The following is a 23,611-nucleotide window of genomic DNA, read 5'->3' on the forward strand; positions in this document are numbered from 1 at the left end:
TGTAATGGCTAGAGACGGCTTTTTTACTGGATTAGATATAGGAACTAGCTCAATTAAAGTGTTGGTGGCAGAGCACATCAACAATGAAATGAATGTTATTGGGGTCAGCAATGCAAAAAGTGCTGGCGTTAAAGATGGAATTATTGTTGATATTGAGGCTGCTGCTGCTGCCATTAAGACAGCTATTTCTCAAGCAGAAGAAAAGGCAGGCATTTCAATTGGTTTAGTTAATGTCGGACTTCCGGCTAATCTCTTACAGATTGAGCCTACTCAGGGTATGATTCCTGTGACTAGTGATTCTAAGGAAATCACAGATACAGATGTAGAGAATGTTGTTAGATCTGCTCTGACTAAAAGTATGACTCCTGACCGCGAAGTGATTACTTTCATCCCAGAAGAGTTTGTAGTGGATGGTTTCCAAGGGATTCGTGACCCACGCGGCATGATGGGGATTCGCTTAGAAATGCGTGGTCTTCTTTATACTGGACCACGGACTATTCTCCACAACCTCCGCAAGACAGTGGAGCGTGCGGGAGTTCAGCTTGAGAACGTTATTATCTCCCCATTGGCTATGACTAAGTCAATCTTGAACGAAGGGGAACGTGAGTTTGGGGCAACTGTCATTGATATGGGCGGCGGCCAAACTACAGTAGCTTCTGTTAGAGGTCAAGAACTTCAATATACGAATATATACCAAGAAGGCGGTGACTACGTAACTAAGGACATCTCCAAGGTTTTGAAGACTTCGCAAAAGTTGGCTGAAAGTCTCAAGTTTAACTATGGTTCTGCTTATGTTCCAGAAGCTGGGACAGAGTCCTTCCAAGTAGAAGTGATTGGAGAGATTGAGCCGGTTGAAGTAACTGAGAAGTATTTGGCTGAGATTATTTCTGCTCGTATCCAACACATTTTTGAGCAAATCAAACGAGATTTGGATAGAAGACACCTTCTAGATTTACCAGGTGGCATTGTGATTATTGGTGGAGGAGCTATTCTTCCAGGAGTGGTTGAGCTTGCTCAGGAAGTGTTTGGCGTGAATGTCAAGCTTTATGTGCCAAATCAAATCGGCATTCGCAATCCTGCTTTCGCACATGTTATCAGTCTGTCAGAGTATGCTGGAAACTTAACAGATGTGGACATGCTGGCTCAGGTTGCTGTTCATGGTGATGAGCAACTACGCCATCGACCTGTATCCTTTGAGCGTCCTGCTCAGTCAGTACCACGTTTTGAACCTCAACCAGCTGATGAGATTCCTGAGGAGCCGGTCCAAGAAGTTCCAATTGCTAGTGCTGATGTGCCAAACCAAGAACCAAAAACCGGTATTACAGATCGGATGCGCAACCTAATTGGCAAAATGTTTGATTAAGGAGAATACAGAGAATATGACATTTTCATTTGACGCTGCTGCTGCACAAGGCGCAGTAATTAAAGTTATTGGTGTCGGTGGAGGTGGCGGTAATGCCATCAACCGAATGATTGATGAAGGTGTTGCTGGTGTTGAGTTCATCGCAGCAAATACAGATGTTCAAGCTCTTAGCAGTGCCAAAGCTGAAACAGTTATTCAGCTTGGTCCTAAGCTGACTCGCGGACTCGGTGCCGGAGGTCAGCCTGAAGTAGGCCGTAAGGCAGCTGAAGAAAGTGAAGAAGTCCTGACAGAAGCTCTTCAAGGAGCAGATATGGTCTTCATCACTGCTGGTATGGGTGGTGGATCTGGGACAGGAGCTGCTCCAGTGATTGCTCGTATTGCAAAAAATGTTGGTGCTCTGACTGTCGCTGTAGTTACACGTCCTTTCGGTTTCGAAGGAAGCAAGCGTGGCACTTTTGCGGTAGAGGGAATCAATGAACTTCGCGAGCATGTAGATACACTCTTGATTATCTCAAATAACAACTTGCTTGAAATTGTAGATAAGAAGACTCCGCTCCTTGAAGCACTCAGTGAAGCAGATAATGTTCTTCGCCAAGGTGTCCAAGGGATTACTGACTTGATTACCAGCCCAGGACTGATAAACCTTGACTTTGCCGACGTGAAAACAGTTATGGCAGACAAGGGTAATGCTTTGATGGGAATTGGTGTTGGTAGCGGTGAAGAACGTGTTATCGAAGCTGCTCGTAAAGCTATCTACTCACCTCTTTTGGAAACAACCATTGATGGTGCAGAGGACGTAATTGTCAACGTTACTGGTGGCTTAGATATGACTTTGATTGAAGCTGAAGAAGCTTCAGAAATTGTCAATCAAGCAGCAGGCCATGGCGTGAATATCTGGCTCGGTACTGCTATTGATGAGTCTATGAAGGATGAAATCCGCGTGACTGTTGTAGCTACTGGTGTTCGTCAGGACAAGGTTGAAAAGGTCAGCGGTATTCGTCAGACACCACAACCTACTAGTCCAAGCCGTCCGCAGCAAGTTGAGCCAAACCGCGAAGTTCGCTCAGGACAGTTTGAACGAAACTTTGATATGACCGAAACGGTTGATATTCCTGCTCCAAGCCGTCAAAGAACGGATGCGCCTAAAGGTTCAGCCTTTGGTGATTGGGATCTTCGCCGCGAAGCGATTGTTCGTCAGGCTGAACCAAGTTCGTCAGCCCGCGTGGAACGCTATGCAGAAACTAATGAAGATGATGATGAATTGGAAACACCTCCATTCTTCAGAAATCGTTAATCTAAATCATGAATTTGCAGAATAATAAAGAGTTGGTCTTTCAATCCGTCGCTCAAGCGGCGGAGCAAGCCCAGCGTTTGAAAGATTCAGTAAATATCATTGCAGTTACCAAATATGTTGACTGCGAAACAACTCAGGAGCTTGTTCGTACAGGTATTCAGCATATCGGAGAAAATCGGGTAGATAAATTTCTAGATAAATACCATGCTCTGAAAGATGAGAATCTGACCTGGCACCTGATCGGCAGTTTGCAGAGGAGAAAAGTCAAGGATGTGATTAACTATGTTGATTACTTTCATGCTTTAGATTCTGTAAAATTGGCCAAGGAGATTGACAAACGGGCTGAACATGTGATTAAATGTTTCCTGCAGGTGAATATTTCTAAAGAAGAGAGCAAGCATGGCTTTTTAGTTGAAGATCTTGAAGTTGTCCTGCCTGAACTTGAAAAATTAGAAAATGTTCAAATTGTGGGATTGATGACAATGGCTCCGTTTGAAGCTAGTCATGAGGAGCTGAATCAAATTTTTGAAAAGGCTCATCAACTACAAAAAGAATTAAAAAAGAAACAGTTAAATAATATGCCCTTTTCTGAATTAAGCATGGGAATGAGCCGTGATTATCCTGAAGCAATTGCCCATGGCTCGACCTATGTCAGAATTGGTACAGCATTTTTTAAATAGGAAAGAAATATGTCATTAAAAGATAGATTTGATAAATTTATAGATTATTTTACAGAAGATGGAGATGAGACTGAGGTTCAGGAGCAGACTGTCAGCAGACCTGCAGCGCCTGTTAAGCAGAAGCCTGAATTGGTTCAGCCTAAGCCAGTCAGAGAGAGCAAGCCAGCTCCTCGTCCGGTTGCTGCGGCCAAGCCACAGCCTAAACCACAGCCACAACAGAAATCTTCGACAGAGAATATTACCAGACTTCATGCACGTCAGCAGGAATTGGCTCAGCACCGTGCAAATGCGGATGAGAAGATTACGATTGATGTTCGTTATCCGAGGAGATATGAGGAAGCGACTGAAATTGTTGACCTGCTTTTGGCTAATGAAAGCATCCTGATTGACTTCCAGTATATGACTGAGGTACAGGCTCGACGTTGTTTAGACTACCTAGACGGTGCGCGTTATGTCTTGGCTGGAAATTTGAAAAAAGTTGCAAGCACTATGTATTTGCTGACTCCGATTAATGTAGTGGTAAATGTGGAAGATATCCGCCTGCCAAACGATGTTGAAATCAGCGAATTCGACTTTGATATGAAGCGCAGTAGATAAGAGATATGTTATATTTTGTAATTCGTGCCATCTCTAATCTTTTCGATCTTTATAGCATTGCCTTGATTGTCTATGCACTTCTGTCTTGGTTTCCAGGAGCTTATCAAACCAAATTCGGAGAGTTTCTAACACGAATTGTAGAACCGTATTTAAAACTTTTCCGCCGTCTTCCCTTGCAGTTTGCAGGGCTGGACTTTACCGTTTGGGTTGCAATTCTGGCTTTAAACCTTTTAAATCGTGTGGTCTTTTATTTAATAAGCGTTTTACTAATGTTATTATGATGAAAGATTTATATCAACACTTTTCGCATGAGGATCGAGAGTTTATTGATAGGAGTCTGGAGCTGCTTCAGCGGGTCCAAGATACCTATGCCTTTGAAACAACGTCTTTTCTGAATCCCCATCAGGTCTCAATCTTGAAGAATATTGGCAAGCAATATGATGTGCAAGTCTTTGCTAGTTCGGATTATTTTCCAAGTGAACTGGCAAGAGTTCTTGTGGCGCCTTCTTATTACCAACTGAATAAGGATGATTTTGAATTGAGCTTGCTGGAAATTTCCTATGCAAGCAAATTTTATAAAATCAGTCATTCGCAGATTATGGGGACCTTGCTCAATCAATTAGGGATTGAAAGACGGACCTTTGGTGATATTCTTGTGGTTGGAGACCGCGCGCAGCTCTTTGTAGATAAAAGACTGACCCAGTATTTTATAGATCATGTCTCCAAAGTTGCAAAGATGCCTGTTAGACTAAAGGAAGTTTCCTTTGCAGAGCAGCTGAAAGAGCAGAAGCAGGCTGTTACCAGAGAAATTTTAGCATCTAGTCTTCGCTTGGATAAGTTGGTAGCCAGCACCTTTAAGTTGTCAAGGAGTCAGGCTGCTCAGCTGATTTCTGGCAAGCATGTGAAAGTAAACTATGCTGTTAATGACAATCCCAGCCTGCAGGTTGGGCTAGAAGACTTGATTAGCGTTAGACGATTTGGAAGATTTAAGGTTTTAAGAGAAAATGGCCTTTCCAAGAATGGAAAACATAAGTTAACTGTTGAATTATTAGCTAGTAAATGAGGAGGAACTATGACACTTACAGCATTAGAAATTAAAGATAAATCCTTTGGAACCAAGTTTAGAGGCTATGATGTTGAAGAGGTAGATGAATTCCTGGACATCGTTGTCCGTGATTATGAGGACTTGGTTCGTGAAAATCACGAAAAAGAAGCAAAAATTCGTAATCTGGAAGAACGTCTGACATATTTTGATGAGATGAAAGACTCTCTCAGCCAGTCTGTCTTGATTGCTCAGGATACGGCTGAGCGCGTTAAAGTTGCTGCCAACGAGCGATCTACGAATATTGTCCGTCAGGCAGAGCAAGATGCTCAGCATTTATTAGATGGAGCTAAGTTCAAGGCCGATGAAATTTTGCGTCAGGCAGCAGATAATGCTAAGAAAGTAGCTATTGAAACAGAAGAATTGAAAAATAAAACACGTGTCTTCCATCAACGTTTGAAATCAACTATTGAAAGTCAACTTAGTATTGTCAATTCATCTGAGTGGGAAGAAATTCTACGTCCGACAGCTACTTATTTACAGACCAGTGATGAAGCTTTCAAAGAAGTTGTAGCAGAAGTGCTAGGGGAAGAAGCAATTGTACGTGAGGAAGAAGTTGATGTTACACGTCAATTTTCTCCAGAGGAAATGGCTGAGTTGCAAGATCGCATTGAAGCTGCTAACCGTGAATTGGCTGCGACCCAAGCTTTTTCTCCGCTCAGCGATGAAGATATTGAAGCTCACGCAGCTGAGGAAAACTCAGAAGCTGACCATCACGATGATGATACAAATGGGGAACAAAAAGTTCCAGTAAATATTTTATAATTTTTAAAGAAGATAAGATTGTAAAAACACAGACTAAGCAAAATACTTTCAGCGAGCAGATGATGGTGAGAGATCTGCAGTCCATCTTGCTTGGGCTATCATTTTACAGAACTTTCGTCTGAAATCAGTAGGATGAGACGGCAGTCCACGTTACGGACAAAGAGGGGCAAGAGGAGCATCATGCTATTGTCTTGCCTAAACAAAGGTGGTACCGCGAATTTTCGTCCTTTTTGGAGAAGTTTGCGGTTTTTAATTTGTAATTTTAAAAATAAAGAGGAATACAATGAAACTGAAAGAAACACTCAATCTTGGAAAAACTGCTTTTCCTATGCGTGCTGGTCTTCCAAATAAGGAGCCTCTCTGGCAAAAGGAATGGGATCAAGCTAAGCTGTATCAACGCCGTCAGGAACTGAATGAAGGCAAGCCGCAATTTATCCTGCATGATGGCCCTCCTTATGCTAATGGCAATATTCACGTCGGTCATGCTATGAATAAGATTTCCAAAGATATCATTGTTCGCTCAAAGTCTATGGCTGGTTACTATGCGCCTTACATTCCTGGATGGGATACACATGGTCTTCCGATTGAGCAGGTATTGGCAAAGCAAGGCGTTAAGCGCAAAGAGCTAGACTTGGTAGAGTACCTCAACATGTGTCGGGACTACGCGCTTAGCCAAGTCGAAAAGCAAAAAGAAGACTTCAAGCGTTTGGGTGTTTCTGGTGACTGGGATAATCCTTATGTGACTTTGACTCCAGACTATGAAGCCGCTCAAATCCGTGTCTTTGGCGAAATGGCTAAGAAAGGCTACATTTACCGTGGTGCTAAGCCCGTTTACTGGTCTTGGTCTTCTGAGTCAGCTTTGGCTGAAGCTGAAATTGAATACCATGACTTGGTTTCCACCTCTCTGTACTATGCTAACCGAGTTAAAGACGGAAAAGGGGTACTGGACACAGATACTTACATCGTCGTATGGACAACAACTCCATTTACCATTACAGCTTCTCGTGGTTTGACTGTTGGAGCAGATATCGATTACGTAGTCGTTCAACCAGCTGGTGAATCTCGTAAGTTTGTGGTTGCTTCAGAATTGTTGAATAGTCTGTCTGAGAAATTTGGCTGGGCTGATGTTCAAGTTTTGGCTACCTATCGTGGTCAAGAATTGAACCAGATCGTGACGGCTCACCCATGGGATACGGCTGTAGATGAACTTGTCATTCTTGGTGACCACGTTACGACTGACTCTGGTACTGGTATTGTCCATACAGCGCCTGGTTTTGGTGAGGACGACTATAATGTTGGTGTAGCTAATGGCTTGGAAGTATTTGTCACTGTTAATGAGCGTGGTATCATGATGGAAAATGCTGGTCCTGACTTTGCAGGCCAGTTCTATGACAAGGTTGCGCCAACGGTTATTGAAAAGCTTGGTGACTTGCTCCTGGCTCAGGAAGAAATCTCTCACTCTTATCCATTTGACTGGCGGACTAAGAAGCCAATCATCTGGCGGGCAGTTCCACAGTGGTTTGCATCTGTTTCTAAATTCCGCCAAGAAATCTTGGACGAAATTGAAAAGGTTAAATTCCATTCTGAATGGGGTAAAGTGCGTCTCTATAACATGATTCGTGACCGTGGTGACTGGGTTATCTCTCGTCAGCGGGCTTGGGGTGTGCCGTTGCCAATCTTCTATGCCGAAGACGGAACACCAATCATGACGGCCGAAACCATCGAACACGTAGCTCAACTCTTTGAGGAGCATGGCTCTATCGTCTGGTGGAAGCGTGAAGCCAAGGACCTCTTGCCAGAAGGATTTACTCATCCAGGTTCTCCAAACGGCGAATTTACCAAGGAAACGGACATCATGGACGTTTGGTTTGACTCAGGCTCATCATGGAATGGTGTAGTGGTCAACCGTCCGGAATTGACTTACCCAGCTGATCTTTATCTAGAAGGTTCAGACCAATACCGTGGTTGGTTCAACTCATCCCTCATCACTTCAGTTGCCAACCATGGCGTAGCTCCTTACAAACAAATCTTGTCACAAGGATTTGCCTTAGATGGTAAGGGTGAAAAGATGTCTAAATCACTTGGAAATACCATTGCTCCAAGCGATGTAGAAAAACAATTTGGTGCGGAAATCTTGCGTCTCTGGGTAACCAGTGTTGATTCTAGCAACGACGTTCGCATCTCTATGGATATCTTGAGCCAAGTTTCTGAAACCTACCGTAAGATTCGGAATACCTTGCGTTTCTTGATTGCCAATACCTCTGACTTTAATCCCGTTGAGGATGCTGTAGCTTACGAAGAGCTTCGCTCCGTTGATAAGTACATGACTATCCGCTTCAATCAATTAGTAGAGACTATTCGCAAGGCTTATGCGGACTTTGAGTTTCTGACTATTTATAAAGCGATTGTCAACTTTGTGACTGTTGACTTGTCCGCTTTCTATCTGGACTTTGCCAAAGATGTCGTCTATATCGAAGCAGCTAAGTCATTGGAACGTCGTCAGATGCAGACTGTCTTCTATGATATTTTGGTCAAGATTACCAAGCTGTTGACACCAATCCTGCCTCACACAGCAGAAGAGATTTGGTCTTACCTAGAACATGAAGAGGAAGAATTTGTTCAGCTATCCGAATTGCCAGAAGCTCTGACTTTCCCAAATCAAGAAGAAATCTTGGACACTTGGTCTGCCTTTATGGACTTCCGCAGTCAGGCTCAGAAAGCCTTGGAAGAAGCCCGCAATGAGAAGGTTATTGGGAAATCGTTGGAAGCACATCTGACTGTCTATCCGAATGAAGTCATCAAGACCTTGCTGGAAGCAGTTAACAGCGATGTGGCACAGCTTCTTATTGTTTCACAATTAACGATTGCTGAAGGACCTGCTCCAGAAGGCGCTTTAGTCTTTGAAGATGTAGCTTTTGTTGTAGAGCATGCGCAGGGGCAAGTCTGTGATCGCTGCCGTCGCATTGATACAACAGTTAAAGAGCGCAGTTATCAAGCCCTTGTCTGTGACCACTGTGCAGAAATTTTAGAAGAAAACTTTGCGGAAGCAGTTGCAGAAGGCTTTGAGAGCAAGTAAGTTTCCAAAATGAAAAATGGCTTTGCCCTTTAGAGGTAAGCCATTTTTTAGATAGATTGATTTGAAAATTTGTTAATTTAAAACCAAATTAGCAAAAACAAACAGTTGCGTTTGCAACTGTTTTCTGTTATACTAGTCATAACTTAGGAGTGCATATTTTAGCCAAAATGTTTTGGAGCTGAAAGAGCTCAGAGGAAGTCAGTTGCTGCAGCGCCTGACTGGCGTAGGTATTTTCAAAGCCAATCAGTTGGTCGTAGAGTTTGAGAGCCTGACTGCTAGGATAGAGCTCTTTGAACTTCTTATTTTGAGCTTTTGTCTTTTTGATAATCAAGCCTCTATCTTCTAGCTTTCCTAGAGAACGGCTGAGAGTAGTCTTGTCAATCTGCACCAGTTCTGCCAGTTGTGATTGGCTGAGGCCTTCATTTTCGACGATACGAATGAGCAGTAGAAATAAATTATTGTCTAGGCTATAGTTACTGGCTTTCTGATTCATTTTCATCATAGCTTGTCTAGAAATAAAGCCCATTTGTCGGAAAAGTTGACGATAATCCATAGGAACTCCTTGATAGTTGCATTTGCATTTATTATACATTAAAAAGTTAGAGGAAACAAGTATGTGGTATAGAAAAAAATTAACAGAGTTGACCCCGATAGAATTTTATCAAATCTTAAAATTGCGCATTGACACCTTTGTGGTGGAGCAGGAGCGCATTTATCATGAGCTGGATGAGAAGGACCTAGAAGCAGTGCATGTTTACCATGCTAATAAACAAGGGGAAATTGATGCTTATGCCCGTGTCTTTGAAGAGGGAGAGCATTTGGTCTTTGGTAGAGTGGTCACAGCTCAGTCTGCACGAGGACAGGGCTTAGGTGGACAGCTTATCAGAGAAATCCTGCAATTATGTGCTGAAAAATGGCCAGGAAAGGAAATTGAAATAGAGGCTCAGGTTCAGGTGGCTGCTCTCTATGAAAAGTATGGCTTCAAATCAGTTGGCCAACCCTTTATTTTTGAAGCTACACCTCACATTACCATGATCTATAAACAATAAAAAAACTAAGGCGATTGCCTTAGTTTTTACTGTTTCACAGGAATGGAAATTTCGATTAGATTATTAGCGTAAATAGTGCGGATAGCAGCTCTATCAATAGTATTTGCATCAATTTTTCTCTTCAAGAAAAATTCTCTGATTTTTTCGATTTCCTGTTCGCGTACAGCACGGTGCATGTTTGAAATCAAAATTTCATAGTGAAGAGGAGCTTGTGTAAAAACAACATCGCTGTTTCCAGCAGAATAAACTTCGACTAATATCGCATCGGTGCTTTCCAATTGGCTTTTGACAAGGTCAGCATGACTGTTTGTTGTATTAATAAGCTTCATACGATTTCCTCCTGCTTTATACCTGCTATTATTATAACATGTTTGCTATGAATTGTGAATGATTTCTTTAAGCTTTAAGTGTATTTTTCCAGGCTTGGATACCCCATTTATGGCTGCCGCGTTTGAGTGTTTCAATAGCTTCTTCGACTGGGAACCAGGCAAGCTGGTTGAAATCTTCCAGCGGTTTTTGGACTTCTTGGAAAGAGGTGACCTCATACAGGTAGGCCGGGTTGTAGAAATGGGTGTCGCGATGGCGGGAGTAAAAATATTCATCAGCTTGTCCAAGATAGCGTCCAAGCTGGGCCGTGAATCCAAGTTCTTCCATCAGCTCGCGTTCAAGCGCAGTCTGATGGTTTTCCCCCTCTTCAATCTCTCCACCGGGCAGAAACCAAGCCCCATTAGGCGCCTGGACCAAAATAATCTTTTCTTTTTTTTCGTCTGGGATAACGGCATAGACTCCGTATCGGGTCACATATTCTACATTTGCTTCCTTTTCACCAAAGGTTGGATTTGTCATTCTAATATCCTCAATCTCTAGTCAGTTTACTATCTATCATAATGGACTAAGGACCAGCTGTCAAGAATTTACTCGGTTTATTGGACAGAAAAAGAATGATAGTCCTTGAAAGAAATCCCCTTCAAATAATAAATTCCTTCCTCCGACCGTTTAGAAAACTCTTCTTTATAGGAATGGTAAAACATTTTTAGAAGAAATTGTTATAATAGGAGCGAGGTGGTTTTATGACAGAAAGCAGACTTTTTAAAATCTTATATCTTCTTTTAGAGCAGGGCCGCACAACAGCTCCCGAATTGGCCTCACTATTTGAAGTATCTATTCGGACCATCTATCGAGATGTAGACAAGCTGAGTTTAGCAGGAATCCCTATCTATTGCAGCCCAGGCAAGGGTGGGGGTATTTTTCTGATGAAGGATTTTGTCTTAGACAAGGCATTGTTTTCAGAGTCTGAGAGGGATGAGCTATTAGCTGCTCTTCAAGGCTTGCAGGTTATAACTGATGCCGAGCAGGTAGAGACCTTGGCTAAGCTGCAGTCCTTGTTTCAAGTTCAGGCCACATCCTGGCTGGAGGTGGATTTCACTGATTGGCGCAAGAAAGCAGATCAGAAAGAACTGTTTGATACGATTAAGCAGGCAATCTTGCAAAGAAGAGTCTTGTCATTTTCTTACTTGAATGGGTGTGGAGAAAGAGAGCAGCGCAAGATAGAGGCGCTGAAGTTAGTATTTAAAAGCCAAAACTGGTATGTTGCTGGCTTTTGTCGCTTAAGACAAGCTCCGCGCTTTTTTAAACTCAGCAGAATAAGAGGGTGTCATATGTTAGAGGAACGATTTAAGCAGAGAGTCTTGGATGAGAAATTTAGCCCCGAGGAGCGGCTAGTAAATACTGTAAAAGTCCTCTTGAAATTTGACAAGAAACATGCCTTTCGGGTGTACGAGGAGTTTTCAGAAGCAGAGATAGAGGAGACTGATGGGAGCATTTATGTCGAGACGCATTTGCCGAGTCACGATAGTCTTTATACCTACTTGCTATCCTTTTTGGATGGAGTTGAAATCTTGGAGCCGTCTCGGTTACGGGAAGAATTCAAAGAAAAGTTAAAAGCTATTGCCGATATTTATAAAAGCTGACAGAGGTTGTCAGCTTTTCTTTGCTATACTGTTTGTAATAAAGAAAGGAGGGCTCTCTCATGAAATATGAATGGAGAAAAGCCAATCGTGAATTATATCAAATTAAGTCTAAACCCTGTCTTATAGATGTTCCTGCCCAGTCTTTTATCATGATTGATGGCAAGGGCAATCCTAATGCTGCCGACTTTTCGGAACGAGTTGGTGCTCTGTACAGCTTAGCCTATGCTATCAAGATGAACTACAAAAAGACAGCGGCCGAGCAAGAATTTACTGATTTTATAGTTTATCCCTTGGAAGGACTTTGGCAGCAAGAGCAAACAGGAGAACTCATTAAAGAAGAATTGATTTATACCATTATGATTGGGCAGCCGGACTTTATCACTGAAGAGATGGTGAAAAAGGCTCTGGAACAAGTCCGTGTCAAAAAGCCTAATCCTCTCTATGACGAGATTCGCTTTGAAGAAATGACGGAAGGAGCGTGTGTCGCCATGCTGCACCTAGGACCTTTTGACGAAGAACCTCACTCCTTCGCTAAAATGGATACCTTTTGCCAGAATCACCAGCTGACACGGATTTCAAACACTCATAGAGAAATCTATCTCAATAATCTGAATCGGACAGACCCTAGCAAGCTGAAAACAATTCTGCGCTACAAGGTTCAGAAGGATCAATAAAGAAATAGAGCAGAAAACTAAGTGTTTTCTGCTCCATTTTGTCGACATTTATTTTTCTTCTTGAGATGAATTAACGGACTCTGTGCTTTCAGTTTTCTTTGCTGACTTGATGAGAATCTTGCCATTGCTGGTCATGATAGCTTTGAGCTCTTTTTCGCTTGGATTTTCTAGATAGAAGTCAGTAATAGCATCTTCGATATGGTCCTGAATGGTACGGCGCAGTGGGCGAGCGCCCATTTTTGGATCGTAGCCCAGGTCAACCAATTTTTCCTTGACCTTCTCCGTAACATCCAGATGGATGTCATTGGTTGCCAAACGTTGATTGACATCGTCCAGCATAAGGTTGACGATTTGCAGCAGATTGTCCTTGCTGAGAGCCTGGAATTCGATAATCCCGTCAAAGCGGTTCATAAACTCAGGACTGAAGAAGTTGCCCAATTCACCCAAGACGGAATTGGTGCGGCCTTCACGCGCGGCTCCAAAGCCAACGCTGGCTTCAGCTTTGCCAGTTCCAGCATTGGATGTCATGATGATAATGGTGTCCTTGAAGCTGACAGTTCGGCCTTGGCCATCAGTCAGGCGGCCATCATCTAGAACCTGTAGGAACATGTGCATAACATCAGGATGGGCCTTTTCCACCTCATCCAGCAGAATGAGCGAGTAGGGATTACGACGGACGCGCTCAGTCAATTGACCAGCTTCATCATAGCCGACATAGCCCGGAGGAGCACCGACCAGCTTAGCCACGCTGTGTTTTTCCATATATTCACTCATATCAAAGCGAATCATGCTGTCAGCCGAGCCAAAGAGCTCAATGGCTAGTTGCTTAGACAGCTCAGTCTTACCGACACCAGTAGGTCCGACAAAGAGGAAGCTGCCGATTGGGCGATTAGGACTTCCTAGTCCGACCCGGTTGCGTCGGATAGCCTTGGCAATCTTATCTACGGCATCATCTTGGCCGATGACATGAGCCTTTAAGTCGCTAGCGAGATTGACTAGTTGAGACTGTTCCTTTTCTTTGAGATCGCCAACTGGGATATTGGTCTTTTGCTCTACGATGTGCTCAATCGTTTTCTCACTGATAATCGGAGTATCCTTGTCTAGCACACTTGTCTGCTGGAGTTCCTTGTACTTGGCAATCTGGTCGCGGAAGTAAGCCGCCTTTTCGAAATCTTCGTCACGAGTTGCCTGAGCCTTGAGATTTTCGGCCTCAATCAGACGTTGGTCAATGACCTTGGGATCAACGAAGTTGAGGGTCAGATTCATCTTGGACCCAGCCTCATCCAAGAGGTCAATAGCCTTGTCTGGCAGGAAGCGATCTTGGATGTAGCGGTTGGAGAGAAGCGCAGCAGCTTCAATAGCCGCATCTGTGTACTTGACGTGATGATAGTCTTCGTATTTTTTCTGAATCCCTTTGAGGATGGTAATGGTTTCTTCAACAGTCGGCTCATCTACCTTAACTGGCTGCATACGGCGCTCCAGTGCAGCATCCTTCTCGATGATACGGTATTCGTTGAGGGTGGTTGCTCCGACCATCTGGAGTTCTCCGCGAGCCAGAGCTGGTTTGAGGATGTTCCCAGCGTCCATATTGCCATCGCCAGCAGAGCCTGCTCCGACAATTTCATGGATTTCATCAATAAAGAGAATGACATCCTGACGAGAACGAATCTCATCAATGAGCTTCTGCATTCTCTCCTCAAATTGGCCACGGATACCAGTTCCCTGTACTAAACTGACAACGTCTAGGCGGATAACTTCTTTGCCTTGGAGTTTATGAGGCACATCACCATCAACAATTTTTTGGGCTAATCCTTCCACTACGGCTGTTTTTCCGACTCCTGGCTCTCCTATGAGAACAGGGTTGTTTTTGGTGCGGCGGTTGAGGATTTCAATGACACGGACGATTTCTTCATCACGGCCAATAACAGGATCAATCTCGCCTCGGCGAGCCAACTCAGTCACGTTGATACCAAACTCTTCCAGCAGGCCTTTTGGCTTTTGCGGACTTGGCTGAGGCTGACCACCCTTGCTAGGATTGGAGCCGTAGACTCCACCGCCCCCATAGGCTCCGCCAGATTGGGTAGGAGGAGTAGTTGGTTCCTGAGGCTGTTGAAAATTGCTGAGGCTGTTGAAGAAGTCATCGATAGGATCTGTTCCGTGATTGTTGACATTAGCAATCCCACCGAACAAGGAATGTTCGGGGTCTGTTTTCATGATTTGGTAGCAGTTTTGACACAAATCCACCTGTTGTTTATGGCCATTTACGTTGGTATAAAGGTGAATCGTAGATTCATTGATTTTACAATTTTGGCAAAGCATGCAGATACCTCTTTTCTTTTAGTGTGCAAGCTATTTATAGGAATGATTAAAGGTCAAAAATAGTCAAAGTTTTATAGTTTCATTATATCAGTATTCTCGAACTTTGCAAGAATTTACTACAAAATCCTCCCTTAGACCGAGCAGAATGAAAACAAATTCTTGAAAAATTACAAAAAATTGGCTTTTAGTGGTATTTCAGTCGCTATTTATGGTAAAATAAGAGGGAACTAAGTAAATAGGAGAAACAAAATGGAATCACATTTAGTTAGAATTATTAACCGCTTAGAAGCTATGGCTAAGGATGGCGGAAATTTGAAACGTAATTTTGAGCGTGAAGGAGTGGTTGTAGCAGAAGTAGCTTACAGTTATGACGAAGAAAACGGCTCTGTCTTCACCTTGCGTGATGTTGCAGCGCGTGAGACCTATACTTTCGACAGCATCGATTTGATTGCAATGGAAATTTATGAATTACTCTACTAAAAAGCACTTAGCTGCTTTTTATTTTTGCACTTTTTATCTTGTTTTGAAAAAGATTTAGTAGGTCTGAAAATTTTACCACTAGCTGCCAATGAATCCTCGTCTTATAACCTTGTATAAGAAAAAGTTATAGGCTGGGCACAGTTTTTTTTGGTATAATGAAAAAGATAATGAAAAAGAAATGAGAATGACATGGCCCAGATTATTGATGGTAGAGGTTTGGCAGAGAAGCTTCAGAAAAAATTAGCCGAAAAAACGGCTCGCCTCAAAGAAAAGACAGGTCAGGTACCGGGCTTGGTAGTGATTGTAGTGGGAAATAATCCAGCCAGTCAAATCTACGTGCGTAATAAAGAGCGCTCAGCCTTGGCGGCAGGATTTCGGAGTAAGGTAGAACGTCTGCCAGAAGAGACCAGCCAGGAAGAACTCTTGGGCTTGATTGAAACTTATAATCAAAATCCTGACTGGCATGGGATTTTGGTCCAGCTGCCCTTGCCTGAGCATATCGATGATGAAGCTGTGCTGCTGGCCATTGATCCAGACAAGGATGTTGATGGCTTTCATCCGCTTAATATGGGCAAGCTATGGAGCGGCCATCCGGTTATGATTCCGGCTACTCCTGCGGGCATTATGGCAATGTTCCATGAATATGGCGTTGAACTGGAAGGCAAGCGAGCGGTCGTCATCGGGCGGAGTAATATTGTTGGTAAGCCCATGGCTCAGCTGCTTTTGGCTAAGAATGCGACGGTTACTCTAACACATTCGCGGACCCACAATCTAGCCAAGACTGCTAAGCGGGCAGATATTTTGGTGGTGGCTATCGGACGTGGACATTTTGTGACCAAGGACTTTGTCAAGGAAGGGGCTGTTGTCATTGACGTCGGGATGAACCGAGATGAAAATGGCAAGCTGATTGGCGATGTTAAGTTTGATGAAGTGTCTGAACTCGCCAGTCTGATTACCCCTGTACCTGGAGGTGTTGGGCCTATGACCATTACCATGCTGATGGAGCAGACCTACCAGGCCTTTAAACGGAGTCTTGAATCATGAAATTTGTTTTTGATTTGGATGGGACCTTGTCCTTTGATTATATGACGATTGATGAGGAGATTAAGCAGGTTCTGATGACGGCTCCTCAGTTTGGGCATGAAGTTCTGTTTGCTTCGGCGCGCTCCTATCGAGATTGTCTGGGACTATTAGGTCCGGAATTGAGCCAGCAGATAGTGATTGGTCTGAACGGCGGAGTGGCTTATCAAGATGAACAGCTGATTTTTGAGCGTCAGCTGCATCAGTCAAGTTATCAAGCCATTCTAGATACTTGTTTGACCTATAATTTGCCTTTTTTCGTTGATAATACTTTTGACTACAGCGGCCAGATTTTAGAAAAAATCCCTTTTATTGCCAGTGTAGATCCTCTCAAGCGGGCAAGACGACTGGAACTGACTGAACTCCAGCATCCTATTAAGCTTGTTATTTACATGGGGAATCATGAGCAGCTCTTAGATGATATACAGGCTCGTTTTGCAAACTTGCCTAACCTGAGTCTAGACTATCATGAACATGAGAAATGTTTTTATGTCAACCCGGCTGAAACCAATAAAGCTTCAACTGTAAAGGAATTATGCGGTTCGGATTATGTGGCTTTTGGTAATGATCAAAATGATATCCAGCTCTTTAAGAATTCTCTCTATGCTGTGCAGGTTGGTGATTTCCCAGGCTTGAGCGATTATGCGGATGAGCAGGTCGCCTTTCAGGAAAATTTACCCAAGGCAGTCGCAGCAAGAATCTTACAAAAATTTGCAGATTTCCGAAGAAAATAACTTTCTTGCGATACGAGGCACCTGTTTAGGTGCCTTTTGGTGTATAATGAAGATAGGTTTGGTCATCTTGAGACCAGTGCAGGATGAAGTTGGTCTAGGAGAATATCATGTCAAAAAATGCTGAAAATATTTTAAAAAGAGTTATTAGGGTACGTCCCTTGGATAGTCACAAAGGTGACTACGGCCGTCTCTTATTGATTGGGGGGACCTATCCTTATGGGGGCGCCATTATCATGGCAGCTTTAGCGGTGGTCAATAGCGGAGCAGGTCTGGTGACTGTTGCTACAGATAGAGAAAATATCGCCCCTCTGCATAGTCATCTAACGGAGGCTATGGCCTTTGACCTAGAGGAGCAAGACCGATTGACAGAGCAGCTGGCTAAATCAGATGTAGTTTTGATTGGTCCAGGCCTAGCAGAGAATCAACTAGGTCTAGATATCCTACAAAAGGTTGTCCAGACTGTGGCAGAGCAGCAGATTCTCATTATGGATGGCGGAGCCATTTCACTCTTTAGCAAAGGAGCTTTGCCATTTCCAAAAGCTCAAACAGTTTTTACCCCTCACCAGAAGGAGTGGGAAGGCTTATCGGGTTTGAGCTTGTCAGATCAGACAGCGGCAGCCAATCAGGCGGCGGTCAATCAGCTACCTTTGGGCAGTATTGTTGTGCAGAAAAAGCATGGGACGACCATCTATCAAAGTGGGCAAGAGCAGGTCTTTGAGCTGACAGTAGGAGGACCTTATCAGGCAACTGGCGGCATGGGGGATACGCTGGCTGGTATGATTGCCGCATTTGCAGGTCAGTTTAAGTCAAGCAGTCTCTTTGAGCGAGTGGCGGCTGCAACTCTTCTTCATTCCTTTATCGCGGATGAATTGAGTCAGGATGCTTATGTCGTCCTACCAACGTCAATCAGCAGAGCCATTCCAAGGTGGATGAAGAAGATGAGTCAGTAGACTTTTTCTTAGTTTTTAAGTATGCTGGGTTTCATTTTTAGGTGCCCAGTTTTTTCTTGCTTTTCAGGGGATTTTTAGACTTTGTAATCGGTTTTTTATGCAGTTTTTTGTTATAATAAAAGTTACGGAAAAACTAGAAAAGAAAGGAAAAGGACATGCCAGAGTATTTGTCGGTTTCGACCTTGACCAAGTATCTGAAGATGAAGTTTGAGAGGGATCCTTATTTGGAGCGGGTCTATCTGACTGGTCAGGTGTCCAATTTCCGCCGGCGCCCCAATCATCAGTATTTCTCATTGAAAGATGAAAAGACAGTCATTCAGGTTACGATTTGGTCTGGTGTTTACCAGAAGTTGGGCTTTGAGCTGGAAGAAGGCATGAAAATCAATGTCATTGGCCGGGTACAGCTCTATGAGCCGAGCGGTTCCTATTCCATCATCATTGAAAAAGCAGAGCCGGATGGTATCGGAGCTTTGGCTATCCAGTTTGAACAGCTTAGGAAAAAACTGGGAGAAGAAGGGCTTTTTCAAGATAAATTCAAGCAAGCCTTGCCCCAATTTCCTAAGAAAATCGGTGTTGTAACCAGTCCCAGCGGAGCGGTCATCCGAGACATTATCACGACGGTCAGCCGTCGCTTTCCGGGAGTGGAGATTGTCCTTTATCCGACAAAAGTGCAGGGAGATGGTGCTGCAGCTCAGGTTGCTGACCACATCAGACTGGCCAATGAGAGGTCGGATTTGGATGTGCTGATTATTGGTCGAGGTGGTGGTTCTATCGAAGATCTCTGGGCTTTCAACGAAGAGGAAACAGTTCGGGCCATTTTTGAGTCTCGGATTCCTGTTATCTCTAGTGTCGGCCATGAGACAGATACGACTTTGGCGGACTTTGTAGCAGATCGCAGGGCTGCGACTCCGACGGCTGCGGCTGAGCTAGCAACATCGGTCACCAAGCTAGACCTGCTGGGACATTTGCAGCAGCAGGAAAATCGCATGTCACGAGCGATGTCCAATCGCCTGAGCTATTATCGAGAGAGATTGAATAAGCTAACCCAGTCGGTTATCTTCCGACAGCCAGAGCGTCTTTACGATGGTCATCTGCAGAAGTTAGACCAACTCAACCTGCGACTGAAGCAAAAAATTCGCGAATATTATAGTGAAGAGCAACAGCGGGTCAAAATCTTGCAGCATCGTTTGGAGGCATTGAATCCGCTCAGTCGCGTTCAGCGTCTTCAGGAGCAGACTGCCCAGTTGGAGCGCTTACTGCGCAGTAATATGGCAGTTATTTATGATAACAAGGTGGCTCAAGTCAGGAGATTGTCCGAGGCCTTACTTATGCTGGATACCAGTCGAATCGTGGCGCGTGGCTATGCTATTGTCCAAAAGAATCAAAAGGTTGTCGAGTCAAGTGCAGGCATTGAAGAAAAAGATGAGCTGACCCTGCTTATGCGGGATGGACAGCTGGAAGTAGAGGTAAAACATGTCCAAAGAAAAGAAATTTGAAGAAAACTTAGCAGACTTGGAAGTCATTGTCCAAAAGCTGGAAAATGGTGATGTAGCGCTGGAAGAGGCGATTGCGGAATTTCAAAAGGGAATGAAGCTTTCAAAGGAACTTCAGGCTAGTCTGGACAAGGCAGAAAAGACCTTAGTTAAGGTCATGCAGGCAGACGGTACAGAAACGGAAATGGAATGACAAGAAACGAGAAACTGGAAAAAATTGGTCTGACGATTGAAGATTTTTATAGGTCTCAGCAAGTGTCGTCGGATTTGACGGAAGTTATTTTGTATTCGGTGCAGGCAGGCGGCAAGCGGATTCGTCCCTTATTGCTATTGGAGTTGATTCAAGCTTTTGGCCTAGAGCTGGCTGAGGCCCACTATCAGGTCGCGGCGGCTCTTGAGATGATTCATACTGGCAGCCTTATCCATGATGATTTGCCAGCTATGGATGATGACGACTATCGTCGCGGCCGCCTGACTAGCCATAAGAAGTTTGGAGAGGATATGGCTATTTTGGCGGGTGATTCTCTCTTTTTGGACCCCTATGGACTATTGGCAAGGGCCGAGCTGCCTAGTCAGATTAAGGTGGACTTGATTTCTGAGTTGTCCCTGGCAGCAGGGAGCTTTGGCATGGTCGCAGGTCAAGTTCTGGACATGCAAGGCGAAGGCCAAGCAATTAGTTTAGAAGATTTAAAAACCATCCATGCCAATAAGACTGGTAAGCTACTGACCTATCCTTTTGTCGCAGCTGGTTTGATTGCTGAGGCTCAGCAGTCTGTTCAGGACAAGCTTCGTAGGATTGGAGAGCTCTTGGGCTTGGCCTTTCAAGTGCGGGATGATATTTTGGATGTGACAGCCAGCTTTGAAGAGCTGGGTAAAACCCCGCAGAAAGATTTAGCTGCGGCCAAGTCGACTTATCCAGCCTTTCTAGGACTGGATGGAGCTAAGAACTTTTTCAATCAGACTCTTGATGAAGCTGTGAACATTCTGACAGACTTGGAAGAAAAGACAGAGTTTTCAGGCGGAAAAATTCAAAAGATAATAGAAAGTTTGAGATTGAATGGCTAAGGAAAGAGTAGATGTGCTGGCTTACAGGCAAGGGCTCTTTGAGACCAGAGAGCAGGCTAAGCGAGGCGTAATGGCTGGGCTGGTTATTGCTGCGGCCAATGGCCAGCGCTTTGACAAGCCAGGTGAAAAGATTGACGCAGCCACAGAGCTGCGCTTAAAAGGCGAGAAAATCAGATATGTCAGTCGCGGCGGCCTCAAGCTAGAAAAGGCTTTGCAAGTATTTGACATTTCGATCACTGACCGAGTGACCTTAGATATCGGAGCTTCGACCGGCGGTTTTACAGATGTCATGCTACAGCACGGAGCTAAGCTGGTCTATGCAGTAGATGTCGGCACCAATCAGCTGGCTTGGAAGCTCAGACAAGATGAGCGGGTTGTCAGCATGGAGCAGTTTAATTTTCGCTATGCCCAAAGGACTGACTTTGAGCAGGAGCCGAGCTTTGCTAGTATTGATGTTAGCTTTATATCGCTGAGCTTGATTTTGCCAGCTCTGCATGAGATTTTGGCTCGGGATGGCCAAGTGGTCGCCTTAATCAAGCCTCAGTTTGAAGCAGGACGCGAGCAGATTGGGAAAAAAGGGATTGTCAAGGATAAAAAGGTCCATCTGGCAGTTCTGGAAAAGGTCACAGCATTTATGATGGAGGCTGGCTTTTCTGTTAGGGGACTAGATTTTTCGCCTATTCAGGGCGGTCAGGGCAATGTGGAATTTCTGGCCTATTTAGAAAAGAGCATAGAGCCGCAGCCTCTTTATTCAGCTATGATGACAGCTGTTGTAGAGGCGGCACACAAGGAATTTAAGGATGAATAAGAAGGATAGATTAGAAAAGATTAGACGGTTTGTCAGTGACTATGACATTGGCACCCAGGAGGAAATCGTAGAACATCTCAGGGAGTCTGGGATTACAGCGACCCAGGCTACGGTCTCTAGGGATATCAAAGAGCTGGGCATTGTCAAGATACCGCTCAAGGACAACACCTATATCTACGAGCTGCCTAAGACCATGACTAGCAGTCTGGGCTTGGCCGAAAATAACATCCTGTCCTGTCAGGTTTTGGGAAATATGATCAATCTCAGTCTGGTACCGGGGAGCACAGCGCTGGTCAAGCGCCATCTTAGGAATGAATTTGCTGAAGATATTTTCAGTATCTTGGCAGACAACGACAGTATTTTGATGGTTATGATGACAGAGGAAGCAGCTGCAAGGGTTGCAACCATCATTCACCATTGGTAGGAAAGCCTATGTTATTAGAAATTTCGATTAAAAATTTTGCCATTATTGAGGAGATTTCCCTTAATTTTGAGCAAGGTATGACGGTTTTGACCGGGGAAACCGGAGCTGGCAAGTCTATTATTATTGACGCGATGAACATGATGCTGGGCAGCCGTGCTACGACGGATGTTATTCGTCATGGTGCCCCAAAAGCTGAGATAGAGGGACTTTTTTCGCTGGAAAATAGCAGAGCTTTGCGAGAGATTTTTGAGGAGCAAGGTTGGGAGCTGACCGATGAGCTGATTATCCGTCGGGAAATTCTGCAAAATGGCCGCAGTGTCAGCCGTATCAATGGCCAGATGGTTAATCTGTCTGTTCTAAAGGCTGTCGGCCAGCACTTGGTGGATATCCATGGTCAGCATGATCAGGAAGAGCTGATGAGACCTCAGCTTCATATTGCTATGTTAGATGAGTTTGGCTCAGCAGACTTTTTGTATCTCAAAGGCCGCTATCAGGAAACCTTTGACCGCTATCGAAGCCTGCGCAAGCAAGTCCTGACTTTGCAGAAAAATCAGCAGGAGCATAAGGCCAGGATTGAGATGCTGGAGTTTCAGATGGCGGAGATTGAAAGCGCGGCCCTCAAAAGCGGTGAAGATACCGCCCTGCATCAGGAGCGGGATCGCTTGCTCAACCACAAGCTCATTGCCGATACGCTGACGAACGCCTATACTATGCTGGATAATGAAGATTTTTCCAGTCTGACCAATGTCCGCTCAGCTATGAATGACCTTGAGTCTATCGAGGATTACGATCCAGCCTACAAGGAGCTTTCAGGCAACTTGTCAGAGACTTATTATGTCTTGGAAGATGTCAGCAAGCGCTTAGAGGACATTTTAGATGGACTGGACTTTGACGGAGATCGGCTGCTGCAGGTGGAGAGTCGCTTAGACTTGATTAACAGCATCACGCGTAAATACGGCGGCCAGGTAGATGATGTGCTGGATTACTTTGCTCAGATTTCCAAAGAATACAGCCTTTTAACTGGAAGTAACTTGTCCTCAGAGGATATGGACCGAGAGCTGAAGGCCTTGGAGAGAGAGCTGGTAGAGCTGGCCCAGGAGCTGAGTCAGGCTCGTCATGGCCTAGCAGCCCAGCTGGAAGCAGAAATCAAGCAAGAGTTACAGGATCTCTACATGGAAAAGGCGCGCTTTAAAGTGCAGTTCAGTAAGGGCAAGTTCAACCGTGAAGGCAATGAACAAGTAGAGTTTTACATCTCAACCAATCCAGGCGAGGATTTTAAACCTTTGGTGAAGGTTGCCTCTGGAGGTGAGCTCTCCCGTCTTATGTTGGCTATCAAGTCTGCTTTTTCTCGTAAGGAAGGTAAGACCAGCATTGTCTTTGACGAAGTGGATACGGGAGTTTCTGGCCGAGTGGCCCAAGCTATTGCTCAGAAGATTCACAAGATTGGCTCCAACGGCCAAGTCTTGGCTATTTCCCATCTGCCGCAGGTCATTGCGATTGCCGATTATCAGTTCTTTATTGAGAAGATTTCGGATGAGAATTCGACCGTCTCAACGGTTCGACTGCTGACGGCTGACGAGCGTGTTCAGGAAGTCGCTAAGATGCTGGCTGGCGAAGATGTGACAGAGGCTGCTTTGACTCAAGCCAGAGAATTATTAAAAAAATAAACAAGCGAGGCTGAGACACTA

The 23,611-nt window shown here is 44.4% G+C and carries 25 protein-coding genes; 21 read left to right on the forward strand and 4 right to left on the reverse strand.

The genetic code is table 11. From position 1 onward, the window contains the following. Positions 1-4 precede the first annotated feature (4 nt). The 8 genes from ftsA (at position 5) to ileS (ending at position 8,877) form a co-directional block, all read left to right on the forward strand. Positions 5-1,363: a cell division protein FtsA gene (gene ftsA, locus HMPREF9380_RS07440; RefSeq protein ID WP_002932708.1), complete on the forward strand. Its 1,359-nt coding sequence runs from the start codon at positions 5-7 to the stop codon at positions 1,361-1,363. Between the two features lie 16 nt (positions 1,364-1,379). Further along, the gene (gene ftsZ / locus HMPREF9380_RS07435; protein ID WP_011836648.1) at positions 1,380-2,657 is read left to right on the forward strand and encodes a cell division protein FtsZ; all 1,278 of its coding nucleotides are present in this window, start codon (positions 1,380-1,382) and stop codon (positions 2,655-2,657) included. Between the two features lie 8 nt (positions 2,658-2,665). Then, positions 2,666-3,337, forward strand: a complete 672-nt coding sequence (locus tag HMPREF9380_RS07430) for a YggS family pyridoxal phosphate-dependent enzyme (RefSeq protein WP_002932711.1) — start codon at positions 2,666-2,668, stop codon at positions 3,335-3,337. A gap of 9 nt (positions 3,338-3,346) precedes the next feature. After that, a complete protein-coding gene (locus HMPREF9380_RS07425) occupies positions 3,347-3,934 on the forward strand; it encodes a cell division protein SepF (RefSeq protein ID WP_002896164.1) in 588 nt (195 codons plus the stop codon). Positions 3,935-3,939: 5 nt separating this feature from the next. Further along, the gene (locus tag HMPREF9380_RS07420; protein ID WP_002896162.1) at positions 3,940-4,215 is read left to right on the forward strand and encodes a YggT family protein; all 276 of its coding nucleotides are present in this window, start codon (positions 3,940-3,942) and stop codon (positions 4,213-4,215) included. Then, positions 4,212-4,997 (forward strand): YlmH family RNA-binding protein, encoded by a 786-nt coding sequence (locus tag HMPREF9380_RS07415; RefSeq protein ID WP_002932716.1) that lies wholly within the window; start codon positions 4,212-4,214, stop codon positions 4,995-4,997. Before HMPREF9380_RS07420 ends, HMPREF9380_RS07415 begins: the two co-directional genes overlap by 4 nt. Before the next feature lie 9 nt (positions 4,998-5,006). Then, entirely contained in the window at positions 5,007-5,801 is a 795-nt protein-coding gene (locus HMPREF9380_RS07410) for a DivIVA domain-containing protein (RefSeq protein WP_002932723.1), read from the forward strand. A 283-nt stretch (positions 5,802-6,084) separates the two neighbouring features. Further along, positions 6,085-8,877, forward strand: a complete 2,793-nt coding sequence (gene ileS / locus HMPREF9380_RS07405) for an isoleucine--tRNA ligase (RefSeq protein ID WP_002932724.1) — start codon at positions 6,085-6,087, stop codon at positions 8,875-8,877. Between the two features lie 136 nt (positions 8,878-9,013). Here the strand turns inward: ileS and HMPREF9380_RS07400 are convergent, their stop codons facing one another. Beyond that, a complete protein-coding gene (locus HMPREF9380_RS07400; RefSeq protein WP_002932725.1) occupies positions 9,014-9,469 on the reverse strand; it encodes a MarR family winged helix-turn-helix transcriptional regulator in 456 nt (151 codons plus the stop codon). A 22-nt stretch (positions 9,470-9,491) separates the two neighbouring features. On the opposite strand from HMPREF9380_RS07400, the gene HMPREF9380_RS07395 reads away from it, so the two are divergent. After that, entirely contained in the window at positions 9,492-9,926 is a 435-nt protein-coding gene (locus HMPREF9380_RS07395) for a GNAT family N-acetyltransferase (RefSeq protein WP_002932726.1), read from the forward strand. 26 nt (positions 9,927-9,952) lie between these two features. Here HMPREF9380_RS07395 and HMPREF9380_RS07390 read toward each other — a convergent pair whose 3' ends face one another. Beyond that, a complete protein-coding gene (locus tag HMPREF9380_RS07390) occupies positions 9,953-10,255 on the reverse strand; it encodes a DUF1827 family protein (protein WP_002898025.1) in 303 nt (100 codons plus the stop codon). Between the two features lie 67 nt (positions 10,256-10,322). Then, entirely contained in the window at positions 10,323-10,772 is a 450-nt protein-coding gene (locus HMPREF9380_RS07385) for an NUDIX hydrolase (protein ID WP_002896150.1), read from the reverse strand. A gap of 224 nt (positions 10,773-10,996) precedes the next feature. Between HMPREF9380_RS07385 and HMPREF9380_RS07380 the strand changes: the two genes are divergently transcribed. Both HMPREF9380_RS07380 and HMPREF9380_RS07375 read left to right on the forward strand, forming a co-directional pair. Beyond that, a complete protein-coding gene (locus tag HMPREF9380_RS07380) occupies positions 10,997-11,896 on the forward strand; it encodes a helix-turn-helix transcriptional regulator (protein ID WP_002932732.1) in 900 nt (299 codons plus the stop codon). 59 nt (positions 11,897-11,955) lie between these two features. Continuing rightward, positions 11,956-12,570, forward strand: coding sequence for a GyrI-like domain-containing protein (locus HMPREF9380_RS07375; RefSeq protein ID WP_002932735.1), 615 nt, complete (start codon positions 11,956-11,958; stop codon positions 12,568-12,570). A 48-nt stretch (positions 12,571-12,618) separates the two neighbouring features. Here HMPREF9380_RS07375 and HMPREF9380_RS07370 read toward each other — a convergent pair whose 3' ends face one another. After that, complete coding sequence (locus HMPREF9380_RS07370; RefSeq protein WP_032907258.1) at positions 12,619-14,889, reverse strand: ATP-dependent Clp protease ATP-binding subunit; 2,271 nt, start codon at positions 14,887-14,889, stop codon at positions 12,619-12,621. A 249-nt stretch (positions 14,890-15,138) separates the two neighbouring features. Here HMPREF9380_RS07370 and HMPREF9380_RS07365 point away from each other — a divergent pair, with 249 nt between their 5' ends. The 10 genes from HMPREF9380_RS07365 to recN all read left to right on the forward strand — a co-directional run bounded on the left by HMPREF9380_RS07365 (position 15,139) and on the right by recN (position 23,590). Beyond that, positions 15,139-15,369, forward strand: a complete 231-nt coding sequence (locus HMPREF9380_RS07365; protein WP_002896146.1) for a DUF1797 family protein — start codon at positions 15,139-15,141, stop codon at positions 15,367-15,369. A 189-nt stretch (positions 15,370-15,558) separates the two neighbouring features. Continuing rightward, on the forward strand, positions 15,559-16,413 hold the full coding sequence (locus HMPREF9380_RS07360) for a bifunctional methylenetetrahydrofolate dehydrogenase/methenyltetrahydrofolate cyclohydrolase (protein ID WP_002900895.1): 855 nt from the start codon (positions 15,559-15,561) through the stop codon (positions 16,411-16,413). After that, the gene (locus HMPREF9380_RS07355) at positions 16,410-17,183 is read left to right on the forward strand and encodes an HAD hydrolase family protein (RefSeq protein ID WP_002932738.1); all 774 of its coding nucleotides are present in this window, start codon (positions 16,410-16,412) and stop codon (positions 17,181-17,183) included. Before HMPREF9380_RS07360 ends, HMPREF9380_RS07355 begins: the two co-directional genes overlap by 4 nt. Before the next feature lie 107 nt (positions 17,184-17,290). Further along, a complete protein-coding gene (locus HMPREF9380_RS07350; RefSeq protein WP_002932740.1) occupies positions 17,291-18,133 on the forward strand; it encodes an NAD(P)H-hydrate dehydratase in 843 nt (280 codons plus the stop codon). 155 nt (positions 18,134-18,288) lie between these two features. Next, the gene (gene xseA, locus HMPREF9380_RS07345) at positions 18,289-19,629 is read left to right on the forward strand and encodes an exodeoxyribonuclease VII large subunit (RefSeq protein ID WP_002932744.1); all 1,341 of its coding nucleotides are present in this window, start codon (positions 18,289-18,291) and stop codon (positions 19,627-19,629) included. Then, the gene (locus tag HMPREF9380_RS07340) at positions 19,607-19,819 is read left to right on the forward strand and encodes an exodeoxyribonuclease VII small subunit (protein ID WP_002896137.1); all 213 of its coding nucleotides are present in this window, start codon (positions 19,607-19,609) and stop codon (positions 19,817-19,819) included. Before xseA ends, HMPREF9380_RS07340 begins: the two co-directional genes overlap by 23 nt. Then, positions 19,816-20,691, forward strand: coding sequence for a polyprenyl synthetase family protein (locus HMPREF9380_RS07335; RefSeq protein WP_002932746.1), 876 nt, complete (start codon positions 19,816-19,818; stop codon positions 20,689-20,691). The genes HMPREF9380_RS07340 and HMPREF9380_RS07335 overlap by 4 nt, the downstream gene beginning before the upstream one ends. Next, on the forward strand, positions 20,684-21,499 hold the full coding sequence (locus tag HMPREF9380_RS07330) for a TlyA family RNA methyltransferase (RefSeq protein ID WP_002932747.1): 816 nt from the start codon (positions 20,684-20,686) through the stop codon (positions 21,497-21,499). The genes HMPREF9380_RS07335 and HMPREF9380_RS07330 overlap by 8 nt, the downstream gene beginning before the upstream one ends. Continuing rightward, the gene (locus HMPREF9380_RS07325; protein ID WP_002911979.1) at positions 21,492-21,923 is read left to right on the forward strand and encodes an arginine repressor; all 432 of its coding nucleotides are present in this window, start codon (positions 21,492-21,494) and stop codon (positions 21,921-21,923) included. The genes HMPREF9380_RS07330 and HMPREF9380_RS07325 overlap by 8 nt, the downstream gene beginning before the upstream one ends. 8 nt (positions 21,924-21,931) lie before the next feature. Further along, a complete protein-coding gene (recN, locus tag HMPREF9380_RS07320) occupies positions 21,932-23,590 on the forward strand; it encodes a DNA repair protein RecN (RefSeq protein WP_002932748.1) in 1,659 nt (552 codons plus the stop codon). Positions 23,591-23,611: the final 21 nt, after the last annotated feature.

This window comes from Streptococcus sanguinis SK49, from assembly GCF_000212815.1.
Taxonomy (GTDB): domain Bacteria; phylum Bacillota; class Bacilli; order Lactobacillales; family Streptococcaceae; genus Streptococcus; species Streptococcus sanguinis_C.

What these genes read in the sequence shown, in the direction of transcription:
- HMPREF9380_RS07380 (WP_002932732.1), top strand. Translation starts at nt 10,997, where the DNA reads ATGACAGAAAGCAGACTTTTTAAAATCTTATATCTTCTTTTAGAGCAG.
- HMPREF9380_RS07340 (WP_002896137.1), top strand. Translation starts at nt 19,607, where the DNA reads ATGTCCAAAGAAAAGAAATTTGAAGAAAACTTAGCAGACTTGGAAGTC.
- HMPREF9380_RS07370 (WP_032907258.1), bottom strand. Translation starts at nt 14,889, where the DNA reads ATGCTTTGCCAAAATTGTAAAATCAATGAATCTACGATTCACCTTTAT.
- HMPREF9380_RS07365 (WP_002896146.1), top strand. Translation starts at nt 15,139, where the DNA reads ATGGAATCACATTTAGTTAGAATTATTAACCGCTTAGAAGCTATGGCT.
- HMPREF9380_RS07415 (WP_002932716.1), top strand. Translation starts at nt 4,212, where the DNA reads ATGATGAAAGATTTATATCAACACTTTTCGCATGAGGATCGAGAGTTT.
- HMPREF9380_RS07420 (WP_002896162.1), top strand. Translation starts at nt 3,940, where the DNA reads ATGTTATATTTTGTAATTCGTGCCATCTCTAATCTTTTCGATCTTTAT.
- recN (WP_002932748.1), top strand. Translation starts at nt 21,932, where the DNA reads ATGTTATTAGAAATTTCGATTAAAAATTTTGCCATTATTGAGGAGATT.
- HMPREF9380_RS07410 (WP_002932723.1), top strand. Translation starts at nt 5,007, where the DNA reads ATGACACTTACAGCATTAGAAATTAAAGATAAATCCTTTGGAACCAAG.
- HMPREF9380_RS07385 (WP_002896150.1), bottom strand. Translation starts at nt 10,772, where the DNA reads ATGACAAATCCAACCTTTGGTGAAAAGGAAGCAAATGTAGAATATGTG.
- ftsZ (WP_011836648.1), top strand. Translation starts at nt 1,380, where the DNA reads ATGACATTTTCATTTGACGCTGCTGCTGCACAAGGCGCAGTAATTAAA.
- HMPREF9380_RS07400 (WP_002932725.1), bottom strand. Translation starts at nt 9,469, where the DNA reads ATGTATAATAAATGCAAATGCAACTATCAAGGAGTTCCTATGGATTAT.
- HMPREF9380_RS07425 (WP_002896164.1), top strand. Translation starts at nt 3,347, where the DNA reads ATGTCATTAAAAGATAGATTTGATAAATTTATAGATTATTTTACAGAA.
- ftsA (WP_002932708.1), top strand. Translation starts at nt 5, where the DNA reads ATGGCTAGAGACGGCTTTTTTACTGGATTAGATATAGGAACTAGCTCA.
- ileS (WP_002932724.1), top strand. Translation starts at nt 6,085, where the DNA reads ATGAAACTGAAAGAAACACTCAATCTTGGAAAAACTGCTTTTCCTATG.
- HMPREF9380_RS07375 (WP_002932735.1), top strand. Translation starts at nt 11,956, where the DNA reads ATGAAATATGAATGGAGAAAAGCCAATCGTGAATTATATCAAATTAAG.
- HMPREF9380_RS07355 (WP_002932738.1), top strand. Translation starts at nt 16,410, where the DNA reads ATGAAATTTGTTTTTGATTTGGATGGGACCTTGTCCTTTGATTATATG.
- HMPREF9380_RS07390 (WP_002898025.1), bottom strand. Translation starts at nt 10,255, where the DNA reads ATGAAGCTTATTAATACAACAAACAGTCATGCTGACCTTGTCAAAAGC.
- HMPREF9380_RS07430 (WP_002932711.1), top strand. Translation starts at nt 2,666, where the DNA reads ATGAATTTGCAGAATAATAAAGAGTTGGTCTTTCAATCCGTCGCTCAA.
- HMPREF9380_RS07360 (WP_002900895.1), top strand. Translation starts at nt 15,559, where the DNA reads ATGGCCCAGATTATTGATGGTAGAGGTTTGGCAGAGAAGCTTCAGAAA.
- HMPREF9380_RS07325 (WP_002911979.1), top strand. Translation starts at nt 21,492, where the DNA reads ATGAATAAGAAGGATAGATTAGAAAAGATTAGACGGTTTGTCAGTGAC.
- HMPREF9380_RS07395 (WP_002932726.1), top strand. Translation starts at nt 9,492, where the DNA reads ATGTGGTATAGAAAAAAATTAACAGAGTTGACCCCGATAGAATTTTAT.
- HMPREF9380_RS07350 (WP_002932740.1), top strand. Translation starts at nt 17,291, where the DNA reads ATGTCAAAAAATGCTGAAAATATTTTAAAAAGAGTTATTAGGGTACGT.
- xseA (WP_002932744.1), top strand. Translation starts at nt 18,289, where the DNA reads ATGCCAGAGTATTTGTCGGTTTCGACCTTGACCAAGTATCTGAAGATG.
- HMPREF9380_RS07335 (WP_002932746.1), top strand. Translation starts at nt 19,816, where the DNA reads ATGACAAGAAACGAGAAACTGGAAAAAATTGGTCTGACGATTGAAGAT.
- HMPREF9380_RS07330 (WP_002932747.1), top strand. Translation starts at nt 20,684, where the DNA reads ATGGCTAAGGAAAGAGTAGATGTGCTGGCTTACAGGCAAGGGCTCTTT.